The organism is Citricoccus zhacaiensis (assembly GCF_014645315.1).
GTDB lineage: Bacteria > Actinomycetota > Actinomycetes > Actinomycetales > Micrococcaceae > Citricoccus > Citricoccus zhacaiensis.
In genome coordinates this window covers 331,692-353,190 of the sequence record NZ_BMLQ01000001.1, presented here as the reverse complement: position 1 = coordinate 353,190, position 21,499 = coordinate 331,692, and the positions used below count along the sequence as shown (strand labels likewise).

The window sequence follows — 21,499 nt, the reverse complement described above, 5'->3', positions numbered from 1 at the left end:
GGCGCCGCCTAAACTGGAGGTCATGACTGCGCCCGAGACCGAATCCCGCACCGTATCCCGCCCTGAACCCAACGCCGAGCCGATCCGGGTCGCCATCCTCGGAGCCACCGGCAAGATGGGCCGCTACGCGGTGGCGGCCGTGGGCGGAGCGCCGGATCTGGAGCTGGTGGCTGAGCTCGGCTCCCGGGATCCCGTCTCGGCCGCCCTCGACGCCGGCGCGAGCCACCTGCTGGACCTCACCGTCCCGCAGGTCTCCCCGGACAACGTGGCCTTCGCCGTCGAGCACGGCCTGCACGCCGTCGTCGGGACCTCCGGTTGGTCCGCCGAGCGCCGGGAGACGCTTTCGGGGCAGCTGGCGGCGCATCCGGAGGTGGGCGTGCTGATCGCCCCGAACTTCTCGGTCGGCTCCGTCCTGGCCAGTGCCTTCGCCGCGAAGGCCGCCCGTCACTTCCCCTCGGTGGAGATCATCGAGATGCACCACCCGGACAAGGTCGATGCGCCCTCCGGCACCGCGGTGCGCACCGCGGGACTGATCGCGGACGCCCGCCAGGCGGCCGGCGTCGGAGCCTCCCCGGACGCGACCACCCATGATCCGGACGGCTCCCGCGGGGCCCTGGTGGACGGGATCCGCGTGCACGCCGTGCGACTGCGCGGACTGGAGGCCCATCAGGAGGTCCTGATGGGCGGGCCGGGGGAGCAGCTGGTGGTCCGCCACGACGCCTTCGACCGCGGGGCCTACATGCCCGGTGTCCTGCTGGGGTTGCGGACCGTGGCCTCCCGGCCCGGTCTGGCCTACGGCCTGGACGCCTACCTGGACCTCGACTGAGCTGGACCGGAGACGATGAGAACCAAGATCGGAGTGGTGGCGATCGCCGCCCTCATGCTGCTGTTCGCCGTGGTGGCGGTCGTATCCGCCGTGAGCTTCCTGCAGGCACCCCAGCCCATCGCCAAGATCCTCGGGGTGGCCGTGCTCTGCGTGGTCGCCGTGGGCGTGTGGACCCTGTGGCGTGAGCTGCGCTTCGGCCTCACGATGGAGAAGATGGGCCGCACCCTGGAGGCGGAGGGCGGACTGCCCGAGGACAACCTGCCCCGCTCGGCCGCCGGGCGCATCGACCGCGCCGCCGCGGACGTCCAGTTCGAGACCTTCCGTGCCGAGGCCGAGGCCGCTCCGCAGGACTGGCGCTCCTGGTACCGGCTCTCCCTCGGCTACGACGCCTCCGGGGACCGTTCCCGGGCCCGGAAGGCCATGAGGGACGCGATGGCGCTGTACTCCACCCGGTCCGGGAGCTGAAGGACCCGGCTCTGATCGGGCCGTTCTCACCGGGCCGCGGGTGTGGCCAGGCGTGGCGCCCCCTCGGTACTGTGTGCGCAGCAGCACCGCACACTGCCGGCCAGGGAGGGCCTTTGGAACACGTCGCAGAACACCATCCGGACCACGAGTCACCGCACACCTCACAGCACGTCCCGGAGCAGCGCATCACCCTCCGGATCGATGGCACCGACCACGAACTGACCGTAGACACCCGCACCACCCTGCTGGACGCCCTGCGCGAACGCGCCGGCAACACCTCGCCCAAGAAGGGCTGCGACCACGGACAGTGCGGCTCCTGCACGGTCCTGCTGGACGGGCGCCGGCATCTGACCTGCCTGGCCCTGGCCGTGGCCTATGACGGCGCCGAGATCGTGACGGCGGCGGGACTGGCCGGACCGGCAGACGAGGGGGACCTCCACCCGGTCCAGCAGGCGTTCATCACGCATGACGGCTTCCAGTGTGGCTACTGCACGCCGGGTCAGGTGTGCTCCGCCGTCGGGATGCTAGAGGAGGCCGGCCGGGGAGCTCCCAGCCACGTGACCGCTGACCTCGAGGCGGACGTGGACCTCACCGACGAGGAGATCCGCGAGCGCATGAGCGGCAATCTGTGCCGCTGCGGCGCCTACGCCGGCATCCTCGGGGCGATCCGGGAGTCGGCGGGCCGATGAGACCATTGACCTACGCAGCCCCCGCCACCGCCGCAGAAGCGGTCAGCGCCGTTAGGGGGGATCCACAGGCGCGGTTCCTGGGCGGCGGAACGAACCTGGTGGACCACCTCAAACTCGGGGTCAGCACGCCCGGACGGCTGGTGGACATCAGCCGCCTTCCGCTGGACACCGTCGAGCAGACCGAGGCAGGGGTGCGGATCGGCACCAACGTGCGCAACAGCGACCTCGCTGCACATCCGCTCCTGCGCAGCGGCTGGCCTGGCATCAGCCGGGCCCTGCTGGCCGGGGCCAGCGGCCAGATCCGCAACCAGGCGACCACCGGCGGCAACCTGCTGCAGCGCACCCGGTGCGTGTACTTCCAGGACGTCACCACCCCGTGCAACAAACGGGAGCCGGGCAGCGGCTGTTCGGCGCTCGAGGGGTACGGCCGGTACAACGCCGTGCTCGGGGCCAGTGAGGCCTGCGTGGCCACCCACCCCTCGGACCTTGCCGTCGCCCTGACCGCCCTGGACGCCGTCGTCGTGGTCCTGGGATCCGACGGCGAGCGGCGGGTCCCGATGGCGGACCTGCACACCCTGCCTGGGCACCACCCCGAGATCGAGACCACGCTGTCCCACGGTGAACTGATCACCGCGGTCGAGCTCCCGGCCACGCCGCTGGCCCGGCGCTCGACCTACGTCAAGACCCGGGACCGGGCCTCCTACGCCTTCGCCCTCGTCTCGGTCGCCGCCGCCCTGACCCTCGACGACGACGGCGCGGTCGCGGACATCGCGCTCGCCTGGGGCGGGGTCGCCCACAAACCGTGGCGGGCCGCCCGGGCCGAGGCAGCGCTGCGGGGACGCCGGCCGGACGAGTCCGCGATCGCCGCGGCCGTGGAGGAGGAGCTGCGGGAGGCGGCCTTCGGCCCGGACACCGAGTACAAGCGCCCGCTGCTGCGGGGTGCCACCACGGAAGCGCTGTCCCGGCTCCTCGGCGGCCTGGACGGGAAGCCGGGCGGGACATCGGAGCAGGAGGGGGCACGATGACTGCGAACTCCGTACGGGCCGTGGCCATGGGCACCGCGATGGAGCGGGTCGACGGCCGGGAGAAGGTCACCGGCCGCGCGACCTACGCCATGGAGAACGACGCCGAACTGGACCGGCCACCCCTGCACGGCTGGATGGTGACCTCCAGGACCGCCAAGGGGCGGGTGCTGCGCGTGGACGCGAGTGATGCCCTGGACCACCCCGGGGTGGTGACCGTGCTGGACCACACCACGGCACCGAGGCTCGCCTCCACCGAGGATCGCGAACTGGCCGTGCTGCAGGACGACCGGATCGGGTTCCGTGGCCAGATCGTGGCCCTGGTGCTCGCCGAGACACCCGAGTCCGCGCGGGAGGGGGCCCGGCTGGTCCGGGTGCATGAACAGGCTGAGCCGTTCTCAGCCACCCTGGAGGGGGCCGAGACCTACCGGCCCGATTCGTCCAGCGTGGGATCCGAGACCGACACCGAGCAGGGCGAGGTGGACGCGGCGCTGGCAGCGGCACCGGTGCGGATCGATCACACCTACACCACCCCACACGAGCACAACAATCCCTTGGAGCCGCATGCCGCCACGGCACTGTGGCGGGACGGGACGCTGACGATGTGGGACTCCACCCAGGGCGTCCACCGGGTGGCCGCGACCCTGGCCCCGATGCTGGGGATCGAACCCGAACGGCTCCGGGTGCGGGCACCGTACGTCGGCGGCGGCTTCGGCAGCAAGGGCCCGCCCCACGGCCCGGAGGTGGCCGTGGCGCTGGCCGCGATGTGGGCCGAGGGGCGGCCGGTGAAGCTGGCCGTGACCCGGCAACAGATGTTCCCGCTGACCGGCTACCGGACCCAGACCGTCTCCGACCTGCGCATCGGGGCGGAACCGGACGGCCGGATCATCGCCCTGGAGCATGCCGTCACGGTCCAGACCTCAGCGATCAAGGAGTTCGTGGAGCACGCCGCCGTCCCGGCCCGGATGATGTACGCGGGGGAGCACCGGCGCACCAGCCACCGGGTGGCCTCGCTCGACGTCCCCGTCCCCTCCTGGATGCGGGCGCCCGGGGAGATGCCGGGGATGCACGCCCTGGAGGTGGCGATGGACGAGCTGGCCGTGGCCGTCGGCGTCGATCCGGTCGAGCTCCGCGTGCGGAACGAGCCCGAGGTGGACCCCGGGAGTGGTAACCCGTTCAGCAACCGGCGCTTGGTCGACTGCCTGTACCGCGGCGCGGAACTGTTCGGGTGGGCGGATCGGCCCGTAGCACCCCGTGCCACCCTGGACGGGGACTGGTGGGTCGGGACCGGCGTCGCCTCCGCCACCTATCCGGCCAACTTCTTCCCCGGCAATGCCGCGCGCGTCACGGCCCTGGAACGGGGACGCTATGCCGTCGCCATCGGTGCCGTGGACATCGGCACGGGCGCCCGGACCGCGCTGCTGCAGATCGCCGCCGACGCCCTGGGGGTGGGTGTGGCCGAGGTCGACCTGGCGATCGGTGACACGGACCTGCCGTTCGCCACCGTGGCCGGCGGCTCCTCGGGCACCGGGTCCTGGGGTACCGCCATCACCCAGGCCGCACAACAGTTCCGGGCCGACCACGGCGAGGCCCCGGACCCCGGAGTGCAGACCACGTCCACCGCCCAGTCCTATCCGGACACGGAACACCTGGCGATGCACTCCTACGGCGCCGTGTTCACCGAGGCGAGGGTGCACCGCTGGACCGGGGAGGTGCGGGTCCCGCGGATGCTGGGCGTCTACTCGGTCGGCCGGGTGATCAACCCGACCACCGCACGCTCGCAGTTCCTGGGCGGGCTCGTCATGGGACTCTCGGCCGCCCTCTTCGAGGAGTCGGTGCGGGACCCCCGCTTCGGACACTTCGTGACCCAGGACCTGGCCACCTATCACGTGGCCTCCCACGCGGACATCGGCGACCTGCGCGTCGAGTGGCTCGACGACGTGGATGAGCGGGCCACCCCCATGGGCTCCCGGGGCATCGGGGAGATCGGCATCGTCGGGACCTCGGCTGCCGTGGTCAACGCTGCCTACCACGCCACCGGGGTCCGGGTCCGGAACCTGCCCGCGACCTCTGACGCCTTCCTGTGAGGCCCACGCGTCCTCCGGTGGGCCCCGGGCCCGTCGGGGTGAGTGGCTCGCAGGTGCAGGTGCAGGTGCAAGTGCCGGCAGGGCCGTTCCCGGGCGGCGCACCGGTGGTGGGCGTGCTGCTGGCCGCCGGTGCGGGCCGACGCCTGGGCCGGGGGCCCAAGGCCCTGCTGTGCATGGACGGGATGCCCCAGGTGGTCCGCATGGCGCGTGCCCTGCTGCGAGGCGGCTGTGACGCGGTGGTGGTGGTTCTCGGCGCCTCGGACGAGGAGGTACGGAGGATCCTGGACGGCGCGCTGACGGGCACCCCCGAGGGACAGCGCGTGCATACCGTGGTGAACGCGGACTGGGAGTCGGGGATGGGATCGTCCTTCCGGCTCGGGATCGAGACCGCCGACCGGCTGCTCGCCCCTTCCGGCCCCTCATCCGGCCTGGTCGTGGTGGCCCTGGTGGACCAGCCCGACGTCGGCGAGGCCGTGGTGCGCCGCCTGCTGGCCTCTGCCACCGCCTCCACCACCACCGGGTCCACCGGGTCCACCTCGGCCACCGCCCAGGCCATCGGCCCTCGGGTGACGGCTGCCGGGTACCCGGATGCACAGGGGCGGCTGGTCCGCAGTCATCCCTTGGTCTTCCCCCGGCCCTGGGCCCGGGAGGCGGCCGCCCTGGCAGCGGGAGACGCGGCCGGACGGGTCTGGCTGAGCAGCCACCCTGAGGTGGTGGACGTCGTGGACGTCGGGCACCTGGCCACGGGCCGCGACGTGGACACCCCGCAAGACCTCGACCGGCTCGGCCCGGGAACGGAGGCCGATGTCCGAGCGTGACGACCTGTGGCAGGAGATGGGCCCGGTCCTCGACGGTGACGCCGGCTTCGTGCTGGCCACCGTGGTCTCCACCTCCTCGAGTGCGCCGAGACCGGCGGGGACGCAGATGGCCGTCCTGGACGACGGCGCGGTCATCGGCAGCCTGTCCGGGGGATGCATCGAGGCGGACGTTTACGCCCACGCCCAAGAGGTGGCGACCACGGGCCGGGCGCTGGTCCGGGACTACGGCTACAGCGACGGTGCGGCACTCGACGTGGGGCTGACCTGTGGCGGCTCGCTCCGGGTCTTCCTCGAACGCGTCGCCCCGGCGGACCTGGACTTCTTCCGAGCCCTCGCCGAGGCCCTGCGCTCCGGTGAACCGGTCGCCACCGTCACAGCGCTGCCGGGACCGGACGCCGGGTGGCGCGGTCTCGTGACCGCGACGGAGTACGGGAGGGAGTCCGGGAGGGAGTCCGGTATGGAACCTGGAACGGAGCCCGACTGGCGCCTCCACGAGGCCGCCGCCCTGCTGCGGGAGTCTCGCTCCGGCGTCGTGACCGTCCCGAGCCCCGCCGGCGGCCCGCCCTCCGACTATGCGGTGCGCAGCTTCACGGCGCCGGCGCACCTGGTGGTCTTCGGCTCGAACGCGTTCGCCTCGGCCCTGGCCCGGTTGGCCGCCGAGGTGGGGTACCGGGTGACCGTCTGCGACGCCCGGGCGGCGTTCGCCACCCGCGAGCGGTTCCCCGAGGCGGACGAGGTCGTCGTGCGATGGCCCCACGAGTATCTGGACGAGCTTCACGTCGATCACCGCACGGTCCTCTGCGCGCTGACGCATGACCCGAAGTTCGACGACCCGCTGGTGGCGAAGGCCCTGCGCTCTCCGGCCGGCTTCGTCGGCGCCATGGGATCGCGGCGCACCAGCCGGGAACGGACGGAGCGCCTGCGGGACCTGGGGCTGAGCGAGGAGGAACTCGCGCGGCTGCATGCGCCCCTGGGCCTGGACCTCGGGGCCGGGACCCCGCAGGAGACCGCGGTGTCCATGATGGCTGAGATCATCTCGGCCCGGAGGTCCGGGACGAACCTGCCCCTGACCCAGGTGGGCGGCCCCCTGCACCGTCAGCGGTGAATCCAGGGGCATCAGGGGCGCGGAGCGTCAGGGCCGCGGCCCGGCCAACGTGCCGGAGACGGTCGCGACGAGCCACTCCAAAGGGCCCCTCCAGCCGAATCCGCGCCACAGGGTCCCGGCGACGAGGCAACCCACCCAGTAGGCCAGAAGCAGGCCGAGACGGGGCCAGTCCGCCGTCGCCGTCTCGAAGAGGTCCAAGGCCACCAGGTGCCCCACGTACAGCGTGAGGGGCAGGGCACCGGCACCGATCAGCGGCATCAGCGGCCAGACGAGCACCCCGCGGGCGATCTGGGTCAACAACAGGCAGACGCCGAGCACCAGGGCGGAGGTCCCGCAGGTCAGCAGCAGGTCCGGCGGCGCCCCGGAGTGGGGCGTCGCGAGCGTGAACCACACCGGAAGGTGCTGCACCGACTCGGTGGACAGACTCGCACCGGTCAGCAGCTCGGCCTCGAGGGCACGCGTGCCGGCCCCCGTCCCGGTGGCCAGGGCCGAGGCCACCCCGGGCCACTGCTGCAGTCCGCGGGAGAGCAGGAAGGCCACCGCGGCCAGGGCGGCGCCACCGGCGGCCAGGACGGCCGCCACCCGCATCCGGTCCAGCCGCAACCGGCCCAGGAACAGGCCGAAGAGCACGTAGCCGAACCACTGCAGCACGGGATAATAGCCCGTGAACAGCAGGTCCCAGGCCAACAGCCCGGGCTGGGAGACCAGGTCGATGAGGGTCGGATTGGACCACAGCCGCCAGCCATCCACATAGGCCGTGGACCCCACCGCCGACTGCATCGCCGCGGACAGCAGGCTCGCGAGCACGGGGGACAGCAGCACCCAGCCGATCGCCCAGGCGGCCAGGGCGCGGGCCCCCAGATGCAGGAACGGCACCGCGATCAGGAACAGCAGTGCGTACTGGGCGAGGATGACGGCGACGTTCATGTCCAGGGAACCGCAGGCGAGCCCGAGGACGAACAGCAGCAGCGCGCGCACCGCCACCCGGCGGCGGTCCCAGCCGAGGAGGGGACCGCGGTGGGGTGCGCCGGTCCGGCCCGCGCCACCACTGAGCAGGGCCAACCCGACGCCGGCCAGTGTGGCGAACAGGGCCGAGGACTTCCCGGCGAACACCAGCCCGACGACGGTCGGCTCCGTCCCGTCCGCGGACACCAGTCCGAGCAGATGGGTGGCGATCATGCCCAGCAGGGCCAGGCCCCGGGCCGCGTCCACACCGGGGATGCGCCGCTGCACTGCCGTGGTCGCCGCCATGGGGCCCCTTCCTTGTCCTTGTTCCCGATCCGATCCTGGTTCGTACTTGGTTCGTTCTTGGTTCGGTCTTGGTTCGTTCGTCGTGTCAGCCCAGACTCTCGACCTCCGGCTACCTGCCGCAGGCCATTCTCGCAGGTAGGCTGGAAGTTATGATCGAGACCCCTGCCGCGCGCTCCGCGAACACCTTCGGCACCGTTGTCCCCGCCATGGTCACCCCCTTCACGGCCGACGGCGGCCTGGACCTAGATTCGGCCCAGAAACTGGCGAACCACCTCGTGGACGAGGGCGCCGACGGGCTGGTCATCACGGGCACCACCGGGGAGACCTCGACCCTGCTGGACGAGGAGAACGTGGCCATGTTCGAGGCCGTGGTGGAGGCCGTGGGGGGCCGCGCCAAGGTCATCGCCGGCACCGGCATGAATGACACGGGGCACTCGGTGCACCTGTCCCAGCTGGCCGCCAAGACCGGAGTCGACGGCCTGCTGCTGGTCACGCCCTATTACAACAAGCCCAACCAGGCGGGCATCCGGGCGCACTTCGAGACCATCGCCTCCGCCACCGACCTTCCGGTCATGCTCTACGACATCCCGGGGCGCTCGGTCATGCCGATCAACCCGGACACCATCATCGCGCTGGCTGAGCACCCGAACATCGTGGCCCTCAAGGATGCCAAGGGCGACTTCCAGTCCACCACCCTGGTGGCGGCGAACACGGACCTGGACATCTACTCGGGCGAGGACTCCCTGACGATGCCGCTCATGACCCTGGGTGCCGTGGGCGTGGTCTCCGTGACGGCCCACGTGGCCACGCGGCTGTACCGCCGGATGGTGGACGCCATGCTCGCCGGCGACTTGGCGGCGGCCCAGGCACTGCACTTCGAGCTGGATCCGTACCAGCGGGCGGTGATGACCCACATCCAGGGCGCGGTCTCCGCCAAGACGATCCTGAACTGGCAGGGCATCCTGCCGAACTCCGTGGTCCGCCTCCCGCTCGTGGAGGCCACCGAGGACGAGAAGACCATCATCCGTGCCGACCTCGCGGAGGCCGGACTCACCTTCTAGAAGGGACCGAACCCCATGGCACCAGGCTCCCGCCTGTCCACTCCACCCGCGCTGAAGCCCGGCACCTGCCGCATCGTCCCCCTCGGCGGCCTCGGCGAGGTGGGCCGCAACATGACCGTCTTCGAACTGGACGGCAAGATCCTCATCGTCGACTGTGGCGTGCTCTTCCCCGAGGAGCACCAGCCCGGCGTGGACCTGATCCTGCCGGATTTCAGCTATATCGAGGACCGCCTCGATGACGTGGTCGGCGTGGTGCTGACCCACGGCCACGAGGACCACATCGGCGCCGTGCCGTACCTGTTGCGCCTGAAGGCGGACATCCCCCTGATCGGCTCCACCTTGACCCTGGCCCTGATCGAGGCCAAGCTCGAGGAGCACCGGATCCGTCCGCTCACCCTCACGGTCACGGAGGGGGACACCGAGCACCTCGGCCCCTTCGAATGCGAGTTCGTGGCCGTCAACCACTCCATCCCGGACGCCCTCGCGGTGGCCATCAAGACGCAGGCCGGCACCATCCTGCACACGGGTGACTTCAAGATGGACCAGTTGCCGCTGGACGGCCGCATCACTGACCTGCGGGCCTTCGCCCGGCTGGGGGAGGACGGCGTGGACCTGTTCCTCACCGACTCCACCAATGCCGAGGTTCCCGGGTTCACCACCACGGAGAAGGAGATCGGCTCCGTCCTGGAGGGCCTGATGGCGCGGGCCAGCCAGCGCGTCATCGTGGCCTCGTTCGCCTCCCATGTGCACCGCATCCAGCAGGTCCTGGACGCCGCCCACCAGCACGGCCGAAAGGTCTGCTTCGTGGGACGGTCCATGGTCCGCAACATGGGCATCGCCGCCAAGCTCGGCTACCTCAAGGTGCCAGAGGGCATCCTGGTGGACCTCAAGCAGGTGGACCAACTGCCGGATGACCGGGTGGTGCTGATGTGCACCGGCTCCCAGGGCGAACCCATGGCTGCCCTGTCCCGGATGGCCAACGGGGACCATCGGATCCAGCTCAATGCCGGCGACCTCGTCATTCTGGCCTCGTCCCTGATCCCGGGCAACGAGACCTCGGTGTTCCGGGTGGTCAACGGCCTGATGAAGCTCGGCGCCGAGGTGGTTCACAAGGGCATGGCCCAGGTCCATGTGTCCGGGCACGCGTCCCAGGGCGAGCTGCTCTACTGCTACAACATCGTCAAGCCCACCCACGTGATGCCCGTCCACGGGGAGACCCGGCACCTGATCGCCAACGGCAAGATCGCCGAGTCGACCGGGGTGCCGAGGGAGAAGGTCCTGCTCACCGAGGACGGCTCCGTGGTGGACCTGATGGACGGCGTGGCGCGCGTGACCGGACAGGTGGAGTGCGGATTCGTCTACGTGGACGGTTCCTCGATCGGCGAGATCACCGACGCCGACCTCAAGGACCGCCAGGTCCTCGGCGAGGAGGGGTTCATCTCGATCATCTCCGTGGTCAACCGCCAGACCGGCACCATCGTCTCCGGTCCGGACATCCACGCCCGCGGCGTGGCGGAGGACGACTCGGTGTTCGACGAGGTCAAGCTCAAGATCGCCCGCGCCCTCGAGGAGGCCGTGCAGTCCAACGCGGATCACACCACGCACCAGCTCCAGCAGGTGGTCCGCCGCGTCATCGGCACGTGGGTCAACCGCAAGCTGCGCCGCCGGCCGATGATCGTCCCGGTGGTCCTGGAGGCCTGAGGCGCCGGACCGGCCGGTACAACCGGGTGCCGCGGGTCAGTACCGCGGCGTCCACCGGTCCCCGCGTGCCTTCGGCAGGGTGGCGGTGTACACCACGGCGGCGGCGATGAAGGCCAGCACGAAGCCGAGCAGCGCCAGGCCCATCTGCTCCTGCCCCGCGGTCGCCGCCGGTCGGCCGAGGGAGGCGGCGATGTTGGCGATCACCACGCCCAGGAGTCCATGCCCCGTGCCGTAGGCGGCCACCACGATCCCCTTCTCCAGATCGTGCCAGTGCCCGGCCTGCGCATGTTCACGGGCGAGGAGCCATCCGACCACGAAGGCGACGGCAGCCGCGGCAACCGCGGCGGTCACCAGGGGCCAATGCGCGGAGTACTGGGCGTTCCCCCGACCGTCCACGTGCGAGACCCACTGCAGCGGCATCATGCCGCTCGCGGCGGCTGCGGCGTAGAGGGCCACCACCAGGGCGATGGCCGCCGCCGGCACGGTGCGGGTCAGCCGGACGGCGCGGCGCCGCTCGCCGGCGTCCAGGTAACGGCCCGGGGTGCGGTCTGGAGAGCGCTCTGCTGAGTGGTCCGGGCGACCGCCGACGGTGGCCTCGTCGGCCGTTCCCACTCCGTGCTGCTCTGCCGTCATGGGCGCATCCCCGTCTCCCTGCTCATCGCGCTGGCCGGGGGAGCACCCCTCTGTCCCGCCGGAACCGTCGCCGGAACCGTGGCCAGAACCCCTGTGTTGGTCACGGACAGCCTACGGGGACGCCGGTACCCTACGTAGCATGGCGACCCGTACTTCCCCGACGCGTTCGCAGTCCAGCCGGTCCTCGACCTCCACCGCCCGCAAGGGTGCGGAGCCGAAGTCGGCGAAGTCGTCTGCGCGCCCGTCCGGCTCCACCCAGCGCAACCGCAGCGCGCCCGAACCCGCCCCGCAGCCGGCGGGCAACCTGTTCGTGCGCGCGGCGCGCGGGTTCTGGATGGCCCTGGCCACGCCGATCGGCGCCGGCGTGCGCAAGATCGGCCGCGACGCCAAGATCGATCCCGAGGACCGCCGTGACGGCACCGGTTTCTTCCTCGTGGCGCTCGCCCTCATCATCGGCTCGGTGGAATGGTGGGGCCTGCGCGGCACCCCGGGCTACGGCACCGTGGTCCACCACGTGGCCGCCGGCACCCTCGGCTGGGCCGCCCTGCTCTTCCCGGCCGTGCTGCTCATCATCGCGGTCCGGTACTTCCGCACGCCCCAGGAGCACCGGGACAACGGCCGCATCTCGATCGGCCTGCTGGTCATGCTGGTCGGCGCTGCCGGGATCGCCCACCTCGTGGCCGGCCTGCCCGCCGTGGCCGATTCCTTCGAGAACCTCCTGGCCGGGGGAGGCCTGGTCGGCTACCTCGCCACCACCCCGCTGGCCTCCCTGCTGACGCCATGGCCCGTGTGGGCGCTGATGGTCGTCCTGGTCCTCTTCGGGCTGCTGATCGTCACCGCCACCCCGGTGGGCCAGATCCCGCAGCGCACCCGGGACGCCTATGCCTGGCTCACCGGCCAGCCCGACGGCGGCGCGGCCTCCGAGCGCTCCAGCCGCGCCGCCCGCGGTGCCCGAGAGAGCCGGGCCGACCGGGACGGAGAGGACGAGCACGATCAGTCCTACCTGACGCAGCATGATCGCGACCACGCCGGCAAGCCGGAACAGCAGAACAAGCAGGGCAGGAAGAAGCGCAAGGGCACCCGGCTCTTCGGGCGCGACGACGAACAGCCGACCGCGGTCCTGGACCAGAACGGTGATCCGGTCACCACCACGGAGGCCTATGAGACCGCCGTGATCGGCGATGCCGATCCTGACGGGCCCCACGGTGCGCAGCAGGGTTCAGTCTCCGCGGCGACCCCCGCCGAGGCCGAGTCCTCCGGGCACTCCGGGCCGGCCGTGCCACCGGGCGTCCGGCGTCCGACCGCCGGGGAACTGGCCATCGCCCGCGTCAAGGAAGCGGCCGGCGTCGGGCCCGATGCCCCCGCCGGGCCGGCGACCGAACCGATCGGCACCGTGCCGCCCGCGATGCCGGCGGCAGCACCGGCAGCGGCCGTGAAGGCGACCCCGGTGGCCCGACCGGCTGAACTGCCGCCCATGCCGGCACGCTCCGAACAGCTGCACCTGGGCGGGGACATCACCTACACCCTGCCGGACTCTGCCCTGCTGCCGGCCGGCCCGCCGCACAAGGATCGCACCGAGGCCAATGACGCCGTGGTGGCCGCCCTGACCTCCACCCTGGAGCAGTTCAAGGTCGACGCCGAGGTCACCGGGTTCTCCCGCGGCCCCACGGTCACCCGCTATGAGATCGAGCTCGCGCCGGGCACCAAGGTGGAGAAGGTCACGGCGCTGTCCAAGAACATCTCCTACGCCGTGGCGTCCTCGGACGTGCGCATCCTCTCGCCGATCCCGGGCAAGTCCGCCATCGGCATCGAGATCCCGAACGCGGACAAGGAGGTCGTCGCCCTGGGCGACGTGCTGCGCTCCAACGCCGCGCGCAAGACCGACCACCCGATGGTGATGGGCGTCGGCAAGGACGTCGAGGGCGGCTTCGTCATGGCCAACCTCGCCAAGATGCCGCACATGCTCGTGGCCGGTGCCACCGGTGCCGGCAAGTCCTCGTTCGTGAACTCGATGATCACCTCGATCCTCATGCGTTCCACGCCGGATGAGGTCCGCATGGTCATGGTGGACCCCAAGCGCGTGGAGCTCACCGCGTACGAGGGCGTCCCGCACCTGGTCACCCCGATCATCACGAGCCCGAAGAAGGCCGCGGAGGCCCTGCAGTGGGTGGTGCGCGAGATGGACACGCGCTATGACGACCTGGCGGCCTTCGGCTACAAGCACGTGGATGACTTCAACAAGGCGATCCGAGCCGGCAAGGTCAACCTCCCGCCGGACTCCAAGCGCGTGCTCAAGCCCTACCCGTACCTGCTGGTGATCGTGGACGAGCTCGCGGACCTGATGATGGTCGCCCCGCGGGATGTCGAGGACGCGATCGTCCGCATCACGCAGCTCGCCCGTGCCGCCGGCATCCACCTGGTGCTGGCCACCCAGCGACCCTCGGTGGACGTGGTCACCGGCCTCATCAAGGCCAACGTGCCCTCGCGCATGGCCTTCGCCACCTCATCCGTCACGGACTCCCGCGTGGTCCTGGACCAGCCCGGTGCCGAGAAGCTGCTCGGCCAGGGTGACGCCCTGTTCCTGCCGATGGGCAAGTCCAAGCCGATGCGCGTCCAGGGGGCCTGGGTCAACGAGTCCGAGATCCACGCGGTCGTGGAGCACGTCAAGACCCAGATGACCGCGCAGTACCGCCAGGATGTGGTCCCGGAGAAGACCGAGAAGGTCATCGACGAGGACATCGGTGACGACATGGACCTGCTGCTGCAGGCGACTGAGCTCGTGGTCACCACGCAGTTCGGCTCCACCTCCATGCTGCAGCGCAAGCTGCGCGTCGGCTTCGCGAAGGCCGGCCGGCTCATGGACCTGATGGAGTCCCGCGGCGTCGTCGGCCCCTCGGAGGGCTCCAAGGCCCGCGACGTGCTGGTCAAGCCCGATGACCTGGCCGACCTGCTGGCCACCATCCGCGGTGACGGCCCGCCGGCAGCGGCCCCAAGCGAGGACGCGCCGGAGGCCTACGCCGAGGACGTGGTGCACGCGGACCGGGCCGACGCCACTGGCGCCTCGGACGGCTTCGGCAGTGACGATCACGTCAGCGGTTCGGGCAGCACGGGCGGCTCCGGTCAGCCGGGCGCGGCATATCCGGAGATGCCCCAGCGTTCCGGCCAGGCCCCCTCGGACCAGGAACTGGTGCGCGGGTCCCTGCCGGCGGAGGTCTCCGACCGGTCGGACCCTGACTACGGGCGTGACCTGGTGGCGGATGACCTCGCCTCCCGTCCCACGGCGGACGACTGGTACGACGACGACGGTGGCGAGGACGGCGAGGGTTCCGAGGACGCGTGGCATCTCACCGGCCGGTGAGATCCGTAGACTGCACGCATGAGTGAGAACTGGAACCTGCCCAACCTCCTGACGGCCGTCAGGATCGTCATGGTCCCGTTCTTCATCTGGATGCTCGTGGCCGGAGGGCCCTCGGGCGAGGACTCGATGGCCCTGCGCTGGGTGGCCTTCGCCCTGTTCGCCGTGGCCATCTACACCGACAAGCTGGATGGCGACATCGCCCGGTCCCGGGGCCTGGTCACCAGTTTCGGCAAGATCGCCGATCCCATCGCGGACAAGCTCCTGACCGGCTCCGCCTTCATCGTGCTCTCCCTGCTGGGCGAGCTCTGGTGGTGGGTGACCGTGTTGATCCTCGTCCGTGAATGGGGCATCACGGTGATGCGATTGATGGTGCTGAAGTACGGCGTCATGCCGGCCTCCAGGGGCGGCAAGCTCAAGACCGTGCTCCAGGCCGCGGCCCTGCTGTGGCTGTTGGCCCCCCTGGGCGCGGTACTGGGGGACTGGTGGCTGTGGGCCGGCTGGACCCTGATGGCCGCCGCCCTCGTGGTCACCCTCATCACCGGCGCCGACTACGTCCTCAAGGGCCTGCAGCTGCGTCGGGACTCCCTCGCCGGCGGGGCCAGCCGTGATTGACCGGGTGGAACCGGAAGAGCCGGTGGAACCGGCCGAACTGGCCGATGCGGAGAACCTGCCGGGCGCCGTCGTGCAACTGTTGATCCGCCACGGCCTGACGGTCGCCACCGCGGAATCCCTGACCGCCGGACTGCTGGCCGCCACCCTGGCCGAGGTGCCCGGAGCCTCCGGGACGCTGCAGGGCGGCGTGGTGGCCTACCAGAACCACGTCAAGGAGCGGCAGCTCGGCGTGGACCCGGGCCTGCTGGCCCGGGCCGGCGCGGTGGACGCCGAGGTGGCCCGGCAGATGGCCGAGGGCGCCCGCCGCGTGACGGGGGCCGACGTCGGGATCTCCACAACCGGCGTGGCTGGGCCGGAGGCGCACCAGGGGAAGCCGGTGGGCACGGTCTACGTGGGGCTGGCCGGGCTGCCCGGCCACGCGGAGCCGGAAGCCGTGCTGCTGCACCTCGACGGCGGCCGGGAGGCGATCCGGCGGACCACCGTCCGCCGGGCGCTGCAGATGGTGCAGGCGCGTCTGACCCGATCGGCATGACAATTGCGTCACGGAAGTGTTCGGATGCGTTGGCACGCTTGCCTCCGGGTCCGGGGTTGTCGGTAGGCTGGGACCACGCCGCGCCGTCAGCTGGGAATCGGCTGGGAATCCAGAGGAGGGGCGGCCGCAACGGGAACAAAAACCGGCCTGGTCACCGTTGTACCCACCAGTTGGCCTGACCGGCCACTCCCAGGACCCACTCAGGAGAAGACAGTAGACATGATGAAGCATCCGGTAACCGTCAACGGCATCACCCGTTGGCTGGAGACCGGTGAAAACGTCCCCACCGACTCCCTCGAGACCAAGGAGCACGCCGTGCCCGTCCTTCGCCAGGAAATCGGAGACGTCCTGCGTGACGTCCGCCAGCGCCAGCGCCGCACGCTCCGCGAGGTCTCCCACCATGCGCGAGTCTCCCTCGGCTACCTGTCCGAGGTCGAGCGCGGACAGAAGGAAGCATCCTCGGAGCTGTTGTCCTCCATCTGCAGCGCCCTGAACGTCCCCATGTCCCTGATGCTGCGCGAGGTCTCGGACCGCATCGCCCTCCAAGAGGGAGTGCACATCCCGGACACCGTCCCCGTGGACCTCGAGAGCGGCTTCGCCCCCGAGGAGTTCGGTGCCCGTATCCCGGACGAGGTCCCGGACGACTTCGGCCAGCTCGCCGGCAGCCACTGACCAAGACCGCAGCGCAGGACCGCAGACCCTCGGGACTGCGGTCCTGCTGCCGTGAGGGGACGGAAAGGTCCAGAGATGAAGCACAGTGAGTTCCGCCGGTTGATGGACGACGAGTTCGGACCCGGCAACGCCGGCGTTATCGCCGCGACCCTCGTGCTGCCCTCCCTCCTGGAGACCGCAGACCAGGCCCTCGACGCCGGCGTGGACCCGCGGCGCGTGTGGCTCGACGTCTGCGACCTCCAGGGCGTCCCCGAAGGGCGCCGCCTCGGCCGTGACCTCCCGGTGCGGGACCGCGCCCAGGACTGATTCCGGGGCGGAGGCCGGACGGCTCCGAGGACACGCCGGAGCCCGGCTCTTCGAAAACATCTTCGAACAGCGGTAAGCTCCTCCACAGGACATGAACCGGGGACGGCCCGGGCATGTCATCCACAGCACCAGCGGCGTTCCGCTAACCCGTCCGGGCGATCCACTAGGTTCGTCATCAGTACAGGGGAACGGCTCGAAGGCCGCCCGCCACCAGCACACGTAGGGGTGAATCATGGCGTCAGCCACTGACCGCGACAAGGCTCTGGAAGCCGCACTGGCCCAGATCGACAAGCAGTACGGCAAGGGCTCGGTGATGCGCCTGGGTGACGAGGTCCGCGCTCCGATGCAGGTCATCCCCACCGGCTCTGTGGGCTTGGACGTCGCCCTGGGCATCGGCGGCCTGCCGCGCGGCCGCGTGGTGGAGATCTACGGTCCGGAATCCTCCGGCAAGACCACGGTCGCCTTGCACGCGGTGGCCAACGCCCAGCGCAACGGTGGCATCGCCGCCTTCATCGACGCCGAGCACGCCCTGGACCCGGAGTACGCCAAGAAGCTCGGCGTGGACACGGACGCCCTGTTGGTCTCGCAGCCGGACACGGGCGAGCAGGCCCTCGAGATCATGGACATGCTGGTGGGCTCCGGTTCACTGGACATCGTCGTCATTGACTCCGTGGCGGCCCTGGTGCCCCGCGCCGAGATCGAGGGCGAGATGGGTGACAGCCACGTGGGCCTGCAGGCGCGGCTGATGTCCCAGGCGCTGCGTAAGATCACCGGCCGCCTGGCCCAGACCAAGACGACCGCCATCTTCATCAACCAGCTGCGTGAGAAGATCGGCGTGTTCTTCGGCAGCCCCGAGACCACCACCGGCGGCAAGGCCCTGAAGTTCTATGCCTCGGTCCGCATCGACGTCCGCCGCATCGAGACCCTCAAGGAGGGTGGCAACCCCGTCGGCAACCGCACCCGCGCCAAGATCGTCAAGAACAAGATGGCCCCGCCCTTCAAGCAGGCCGAGTTCGACATCATCTACGGCGAGGGGATCTCCCGCCAGGGGGCCCTGATCGACATGGGCGTGGACGAGGGCATCGTCAAGAAGTCCGGCGCCTGGTACACCTACGACGGTGACCAGTTGGGCCAGGGCAAGGAGAACGCCCGCCGCTTCCTCAAGGACAACCCGGATCTCGCCGACGAGATCGAGACCCGCATCCTGGAGAAGCTCGGCATCGGCGTGGTTCCTGAGGACGAGGCCGAGGGTGAGCCGCAGCTGCGTGCCGTCTCGGGGCAGTCCCCGGCGTGATGACACGTCGCCACCTCCGCGCGGTACCGGACGTCCCCGAGCACCTCGCGGACGATCCGGAGCCGGCCGCCGCGGAGGTGGCGCGGACCATCGTGCTGCGCCAGCTCACCGCCTCGCCCAAGTCGCGGAAGCAGCTGGAGGAGAAACTCGCCGAGCGGGATGTCCCTGAGGACGTGGCCGCCGCCGTGCTGGACCGCCTCGAGGACGTCCGTCTCGTGGATGACACCGCCTATGCGGAGAACTTCGTCCGCACCCGCCAACGCTCCAAAGGTCTCGCCCGCGGTGCCCTGCGCCGGGAGCTCCAGCAGAAGGGCGTCTCCGGAGAAGCCGCCGAACAGGCCCTCGAGACTATCAGCGAGGAGGCTGAACGGGAGGCCGCCGTTGAACTCGTCCAGCGCAAGATCCGCGGGCGCCCGCTCCCGTCCGGGGAGTCGGCCGAGGACCGGGCCGAGCGGGACAAGACCGTCCGGCGCCTGGCTGCCATGCTCGCCCGCAAGGGATACCCGCCCGGCATGGCCCTGGGCATCGTCAAGGACGTCCTCGGTGGTCTTGAGGACGAGGCGGATGCTTTCGCCCCGGACGACGACTAGAATGTTGCGGTGACTTCCGCCCCCCACCATCTCGATGAGCGTACGTACCAGGTGCGCACCTTCGGTTGCCAGATGAACGTGCACGACTCCGAGCGCATCTCCGGCCTGCTGGAGGACGCCGGGTACGCGCCGGCCGAGGGGACCACCGATCCCGACCTCGTCGTGTTCAACACCTGTGCCGTCCGGGAGAACGCGGACAACAAGCTCTACGGGAACCTTGGCAACCTACGCGCCGTCAAGGACAACCACCCCGGTATGCAGATCGCGGTCGGCGGCTGCCTGGCCCAGAAGGACCAGAAGACCATCATCGACAAGGCCCCGTGGGTCGACGTCGTGTTCGGCACCCACAACATCGGCTCGCTGCCGACACTGTTGGAGCGGTCCCGCCACAACCAACAGGCCGAGCTCGAGATCCTGGAATCGCTGGAGACCTTCCCCTCTACCCTGCCGACCAAGAGGGACTCCACCTACTCGGGATGGGTCTCCATCTCGGTGGGCTGCAACAACACCTGCACCTTCTGCATCGTCCCGGCCCTGCGCGGCAAGGAGAAGGACCGCCGTCCCGGAGAGATCCTCGCCGAGGTCCAGGCCCTCGTGGACGCCGGTGCCGTGGAGGTTACCCTGCTCGGCCAGAACGTGAACACCTACGGTGTCGAGTTCGGCGACCGTGGTGCCTTCGCGAAGCTGCTGCGCGCCTGCGGCTCGATCGAGGGACTGGAGCGGGTCCGCTTCACCAGCCCCCATCCGGCCTCCTTCACCGACGATGTCATCGATGCCATGGCCGAGACCCCCAACGTCATGCCGCAGTTGCACATGCCGCTGCAGTCCGGCTCGGACCGGATCCTCAAGGAGATGCGCCGTTCCTACCGTTCCAGGAAATTCCTGGGCATCCTGGACAAGGTCCGGGAACGGATCCCGCACGCCGCCGTGACCACGGACATCATCGTCGGATTCCCCGGGGAGACCGAGCAGGACTTCCAGGACACCCTGGACGTGGTGGAGGCCTCGCGCTTCGCCTCGGCCTTCACGTTCCAGTACTCCATCCGCCCGGGGACCCCCGCCGGTGAGATGGAGAACCAGGTCCCCAAGGCGGTCGTCCAGGAACGCTTCGAGCGTCTGACCGCTCTGCAGGACCGCATCAGCGCCGAGGAGACGGCGAAGCTGGTGGGCACCCGCCAGGAGCTGCTGGTGACGAACCACTCCGGTTCCAAGGACGCCGCGACCGGCAGGTTGGCCGGCCGCGCCCCGGACAACCGACTCGTGCACTTCAGCGTCCCGGAGGGCGCCGAGGTCCCACGGCCCGGTGACGTCGTCACGGTGACGGTGACGGCATCGCACCCCTACTTCCTGATCGCGGATCCCACAGCGGAGGACCCGGAGGGCTATGTCCTGCGCCGGTCCCGTGCCGGCGACGCCTGGGACCTGTCCCAGGCCGTCTCCTGCGGTGTGCCCTCACCCGGCACGGGGGCAGCTCGTGCCGAGGCTACTGTCGGCTCGGCCGGCGTGAGCCTGGGCATGCCCACCCTGCGCCCCGCATGACCGACGCCGGCCGCGCGCCGATCGTGGCCGTCGTCGGGCCCACGGGCACCGGGAAGTCCGAGCTGGCCCTGGACCTGGCCGAGCGGCTGGGCGGGGAGATCGTCAACAGCGACGCCCTGCAGTTCTATCGCGGCATGGACATCGGGACGGCCAAGCTCCCCGTCTCCGGGCGGCGGGGGATACCCCACCATGTGCTGGATGTGCTGGACGTGACCGAGGAGGCCTCGGTGGCCCGTTTCCAGTCCGAGGCGCGGGCCGTGATCGGCGACATCCGGGCTCGGGGCCTCGTTCCGATCCTCGTCGGCGGCTCCGGGCTGTACGTGCGGGCAGCACTGGACGAACTCGAGTTCCCCCCGACAGACCCGGATGTCCGGGCCCGGATCGAGTCAGAAGGTCACGAGATCGGCCTGGTGGGCCTGCGGGAACGGTTGCAGGCCGTGGATCCGGACAGCGCGGCACGTCTCGGGGATGCCCGGCGGATGGTGCGCGCCCTCGAGGTCTTCGAGCTCACCGGGCGCACGTTCACCTCGTACATGCCCCAGCGGACCTACCTGCGGCCGACAGTGCAGGTGGGGTTGGACCTGGATCGGCCCCGATTGCATGATCGGCTGCACGCCCGCGTGGTCGCCATGGCCGAGGCGGGCCTGCTGGATGAGGTCCGGGCCCTGGACGCTCTCGGGCTGCGGCAGGGCAGGACGGCTTCGCGGGCGATCGGCTACGCGCAGTTCCTCGCCGTCCTGGACGGACGGGCGGACACGTCCTGGGCCATCGAGGACACCGCCACGGCGACCCGCCGCTTCGCCCGCCGCCAGATCACCTGGTTCCGGGCGGACCCGCGCGTCACGTGGTTCGATCCCACGCGTCCCGGCCTGCTGGAGGACGTGCTGGGACACCTGGCCCGGTCAACGGGGCAGCAGGCCGCCACCTAGACTGAGGTC

Annotated in this window: 20 protein-coding genes; 18 read left to right on the top strand and 2 right to left on the bottom strand. The window is 70.7% G+C overall.

Going from position 1 to position 21,499, the window contains the following annotated elements:
- Window positions 1–22: 22 nt before the first annotated feature.
- From dapB to IEX49_RS01515, 7 genes are all read left to right on the top strand, one after another.
- On the top strand, window positions 23–826 hold the full coding sequence (dapB, locus tag IEX49_RS01545; RefSeq protein WP_188803519.1) for a 4-hydroxy-tetrahydrodipicolinate reductase: 804 nt from the start codon (window positions 23–25) through the stop codon (window positions 824–826).
- Between the two features lie 15 nt (window positions 827–841).
- Window positions 842–1,291 (top strand): hypothetical protein, encoded by a 450-nt coding sequence (locus IEX49_RS01540; RefSeq protein ID WP_188803517.1) that lies wholly within the window; start codon window positions 842–844, stop codon window positions 1,289–1,291.
- A gap of 185 nt (window positions 1,292–1,476) precedes the next feature.
- On the top strand, window positions 1,477–1,980 hold the full coding sequence (locus tag IEX49_RS01535) for a 2Fe-2S iron-sulfur cluster-binding protein (protein WP_115933137.1): 504 nt from the start codon (window positions 1,477–1,479) through the stop codon (window positions 1,978–1,980).
- Window positions 1,977–3,005, top strand: coding sequence for an FAD binding domain-containing protein (locus IEX49_RS01530; RefSeq protein WP_188803515.1), 1,029 nt, complete (start codon window positions 1,977–1,979; stop codon window positions 3,003–3,005). The genes IEX49_RS01535 and IEX49_RS01530 overlap by 4 nt, the downstream gene beginning before the upstream one ends.
- Window positions 3,002–5,089: a xanthine dehydrogenase family protein molybdopterin-binding subunit gene (locus IEX49_RS01525; protein WP_188803513.1), complete on the top strand. Its 2,088-nt coding sequence runs from the start codon at window positions 3,002–3,004 to the stop codon at window positions 5,087–5,089. The genes IEX49_RS01530 and IEX49_RS01525 overlap by 4 nt, the downstream gene beginning before the upstream one ends.
- 71 nt (window positions 5,090–5,160) lie before the next feature.
- Window positions 5,161–5,907, top strand: coding sequence for a nucleotidyltransferase family protein (locus IEX49_RS01520; RefSeq protein WP_229672081.1), 747 nt, complete (start codon window positions 5,161–5,163; stop codon window positions 5,905–5,907).
- Window positions 5,894–7,012: an XdhC family protein gene (locus IEX49_RS01515; protein WP_188803511.1), complete on the top strand. Its 1,119-nt coding sequence runs from the start codon at window positions 5,894–5,896 to the stop codon at window positions 7,010–7,012. The genes IEX49_RS01520 and IEX49_RS01515 overlap by 14 nt, the downstream gene beginning before the upstream one ends.
- A gap of 27 nt (window positions 7,013–7,039) precedes the next feature.
- Here the strand turns inward: IEX49_RS01515 and IEX49_RS01510 are convergent, their stop codons facing one another.
- A complete protein-coding gene (locus IEX49_RS01510) occupies window positions 7,040–8,263 on the bottom strand; it encodes a heparan-alpha-glucosaminide N-acetyltransferase domain-containing protein (protein WP_188803508.1) in 1,224 nt (407 codons plus the stop codon).
- A 149-nt stretch (window positions 8,264–8,412) separates the two neighbouring features.
- Between IEX49_RS01510 and dapA the strand changes: the two genes are divergently transcribed.
- The gene (gene dapA / locus IEX49_RS01505; RefSeq protein WP_188803506.1) at window positions 8,413–9,324 is read left to right on the top strand and encodes a 4-hydroxy-tetrahydrodipicolinate synthase; all 912 of its coding nucleotides are present in this window, start codon (window positions 8,413–8,415) and stop codon (window positions 9,322–9,324) included.
- A gap of 15 nt (window positions 9,325–9,339) precedes the next feature.
- A complete protein-coding gene (locus tag IEX49_RS01500; RefSeq protein ID WP_188803504.1) occupies window positions 9,340–11,025 on the top strand; it encodes a ribonuclease J in 1,686 nt (561 codons plus the stop codon).
- 36 nt (window positions 11,026–11,061) lie between these two features.
- Here the strand turns inward: IEX49_RS01500 and IEX49_RS01495 are convergent, their stop codons facing one another.
- On the bottom strand, window positions 11,062–11,658 hold the full coding sequence (locus tag IEX49_RS01495; RefSeq protein ID WP_188803503.1) for a hypothetical protein: 597 nt from the start codon (window positions 11,656–11,658) through the stop codon (window positions 11,062–11,064).
- Window positions 11,659–11,797: 139 nt separating this feature from the next.
- Here IEX49_RS01495 and IEX49_RS01490 point away from each other — a divergent pair, with 139 nt between their 5' ends.
- The 9 genes from IEX49_RS01490 to miaA all read left to right on the top strand — a co-directional run bounded on the left by IEX49_RS01490 (window position 11,798) and on the right by miaA (window position 21,490).
- Entirely contained in the window at window positions 11,798–15,016 is a 3,219-nt protein-coding gene (locus tag IEX49_RS01490) for an FtsK/SpoIIIE family DNA translocase (RefSeq protein WP_188803501.1), read from the top strand.
- An 18-nt stretch (window positions 15,017–15,034) separates the two neighbouring features.
- Window positions 15,035–15,628 carry a CDP-diacylglycerol--glycerol-3-phosphate 3-phosphatidyltransferase gene (gene pgsA, locus IEX49_RS01485; protein ID WP_188803499.1) on the top strand — a complete coding sequence of 198 codons (594 nt, stop codon included), beginning with the start codon at window positions 15,035–15,037 and terminating at the stop codon, window positions 15,626–15,628.
- A 37-nt stretch (window positions 15,629–15,665) separates the two neighbouring features.
- Window positions 15,666–16,160: a CinA family protein gene (locus IEX49_RS01480; RefSeq protein WP_188804172.1), complete on the top strand. Its 495-nt coding sequence runs from the start codon at window positions 15,666–15,668 to the stop codon at window positions 16,158–16,160.
- Window positions 16,161–16,379: 219 nt separating this feature from the next.
- Window positions 16,380–16,832 carry a helix-turn-helix domain-containing protein gene (locus tag IEX49_RS01475; protein WP_188803497.1) on the top strand — a complete coding sequence of 151 codons (453 nt, stop codon included), beginning with the start codon at window positions 16,380–16,382 and terminating at the stop codon, window positions 16,830–16,832.
- A gap of 75 nt (window positions 16,833–16,907) precedes the next feature.
- Complete coding sequence (locus IEX49_RS01470) at window positions 16,908–17,138, top strand: DUF3046 domain-containing protein (RefSeq protein ID WP_188803495.1); 231 nt, start codon at window positions 16,908–16,910, stop codon at window positions 17,136–17,138.
- 232 nt (window positions 17,139–17,370) lie between these two features.
- Window positions 17,371–18,432: a recombinase RecA gene (gene recA, locus IEX49_RS01465; protein ID WP_188803492.1), complete on the top strand. Its 1,062-nt coding sequence runs from the start codon at window positions 17,371–17,373 to the stop codon at window positions 18,430–18,432.
- Window positions 18,432–19,022: a regulatory protein RecX gene (locus IEX49_RS01460; protein ID WP_188803491.1), complete on the top strand. Its 591-nt coding sequence runs from the start codon at window positions 18,432–18,434 to the stop codon at window positions 19,020–19,022. Before recA ends, IEX49_RS01460 begins: the two co-directional genes overlap by 1 nt.
- 9 nt (window positions 19,023–19,031) lie before the next feature.
- Complete coding sequence (miaB, locus tag IEX49_RS01455) at window positions 19,032–20,561, top strand: tRNA (N6-isopentenyl adenosine(37)-C2)-methylthiotransferase MiaB (RefSeq protein WP_188803489.1); 1,530 nt, start codon at window positions 19,032–19,034, stop codon at window positions 20,559–20,561.
- Window positions 20,558–21,490 carry a tRNA (adenosine(37)-N6)-dimethylallyltransferase MiaA gene (miaA, locus tag IEX49_RS01450; RefSeq protein ID WP_188803487.1) on the top strand — a complete coding sequence of 311 codons (933 nt, stop codon included), beginning with the start codon at window positions 20,558–20,560 and terminating at the stop codon, window positions 21,488–21,490. The genes miaB and miaA overlap by 4 nt, the downstream gene beginning before the upstream one ends.
- Window positions 21,491–21,499 lie beyond the last annotated feature (9 nt).

What these genes read in the sequence shown, in the direction of transcription:
- IEX49_RS01530 (WP_188803515.1), top strand. Translation starts at nt 1,977, where the DNA reads ATGAGACCATTGACCTACGCAGCCCCCGCCACCGCCGCAGAAGCGGTC.
- IEX49_RS01500 (WP_188803504.1), top strand. Translation starts at nt 9,340, where the DNA reads ATGGCACCAGGCTCCCGCCTGTCCACTCCACCCGCGCTGAAGCCCGGC.
- IEX49_RS01490 (WP_188803501.1), top strand. Translation starts at nt 11,798, where the DNA reads ATGGCGACCCGTACTTCCCCGACGCGTTCGCAGTCCAGCCGGTCCTCG.
- IEX49_RS01470 (WP_188803495.1), top strand. Translation starts at nt 16,908, where the DNA reads ATGAAGCACAGTGAGTTCCGCCGGTTGATGGACGACGAGTTCGGACCC.
- IEX49_RS01540 (WP_188803517.1), top strand. Translation starts at nt 842, where the DNA reads ATGAGAACCAAGATCGGAGTGGTGGCGATCGCCGCCCTCATGCTGCTG.
- recA (WP_188803492.1), top strand. Translation starts at nt 17,371, where the DNA reads ATGGCGTCAGCCACTGACCGCGACAAGGCTCTGGAAGCCGCACTGGCC.
- IEX49_RS01510 (WP_188803508.1), bottom strand. Translation starts at nt 8,263, where the DNA reads ATGGCGGCGACCACGGCAGTGCAGCGGCGCATCCCCGGTGTGGACGCG.
- IEX49_RS01495 (WP_188803503.1), bottom strand. Translation starts at nt 11,658, where the DNA reads ATGACGGCAGAGCAGCACGGAGTGGGAACGGCCGACGAGGCCACCGTC.
- dapA (WP_188803506.1), top strand. Translation starts at nt 8,413, where the DNA reads ATGATCGAGACCCCTGCCGCGCGCTCCGCGAACACCTTCGGCACCGTT.
- IEX49_RS01515 (WP_188803511.1), top strand. Translation starts at nt 5,894, where the DNA reads ATGTCCGAGCGTGACGACCTGTGGCAGGAGATGGGCCCGGTCCTCGAC.
- miaA (WP_188803487.1), top strand. Translation starts at nt 20,558, where the DNA reads ATGACCGACGCCGGCCGCGCGCCGATCGTGGCCGTCGTCGGGCCCACG.
- pgsA (WP_188803499.1), top strand. Translation starts at nt 15,035, where the DNA reads ATGAGTGAGAACTGGAACCTGCCCAACCTCCTGACGGCCGTCAGGATC.
- IEX49_RS01475 (WP_188803497.1), top strand. Translation starts at nt 16,380, where the DNA reads ATGATGAAGCATCCGGTAACCGTCAACGGCATCACCCGTTGGCTGGAG.
- IEX49_RS01460 (WP_188803491.1), top strand. Translation starts at nt 18,432, where the DNA reads ATGACACGTCGCCACCTCCGCGCGGTACCGGACGTCCCCGAGCACCTC.
- IEX49_RS01525 (WP_188803513.1), top strand. Translation starts at nt 3,002, where the DNA reads ATGACTGCGAACTCCGTACGGGCCGTGGCCATGGGCACCGCGATGGAG.
- dapB (WP_188803519.1), top strand. Translation starts at nt 23, where the DNA reads ATGACTGCGCCCGAGACCGAATCCCGCACCGTATCCCGCCCTGAACCC.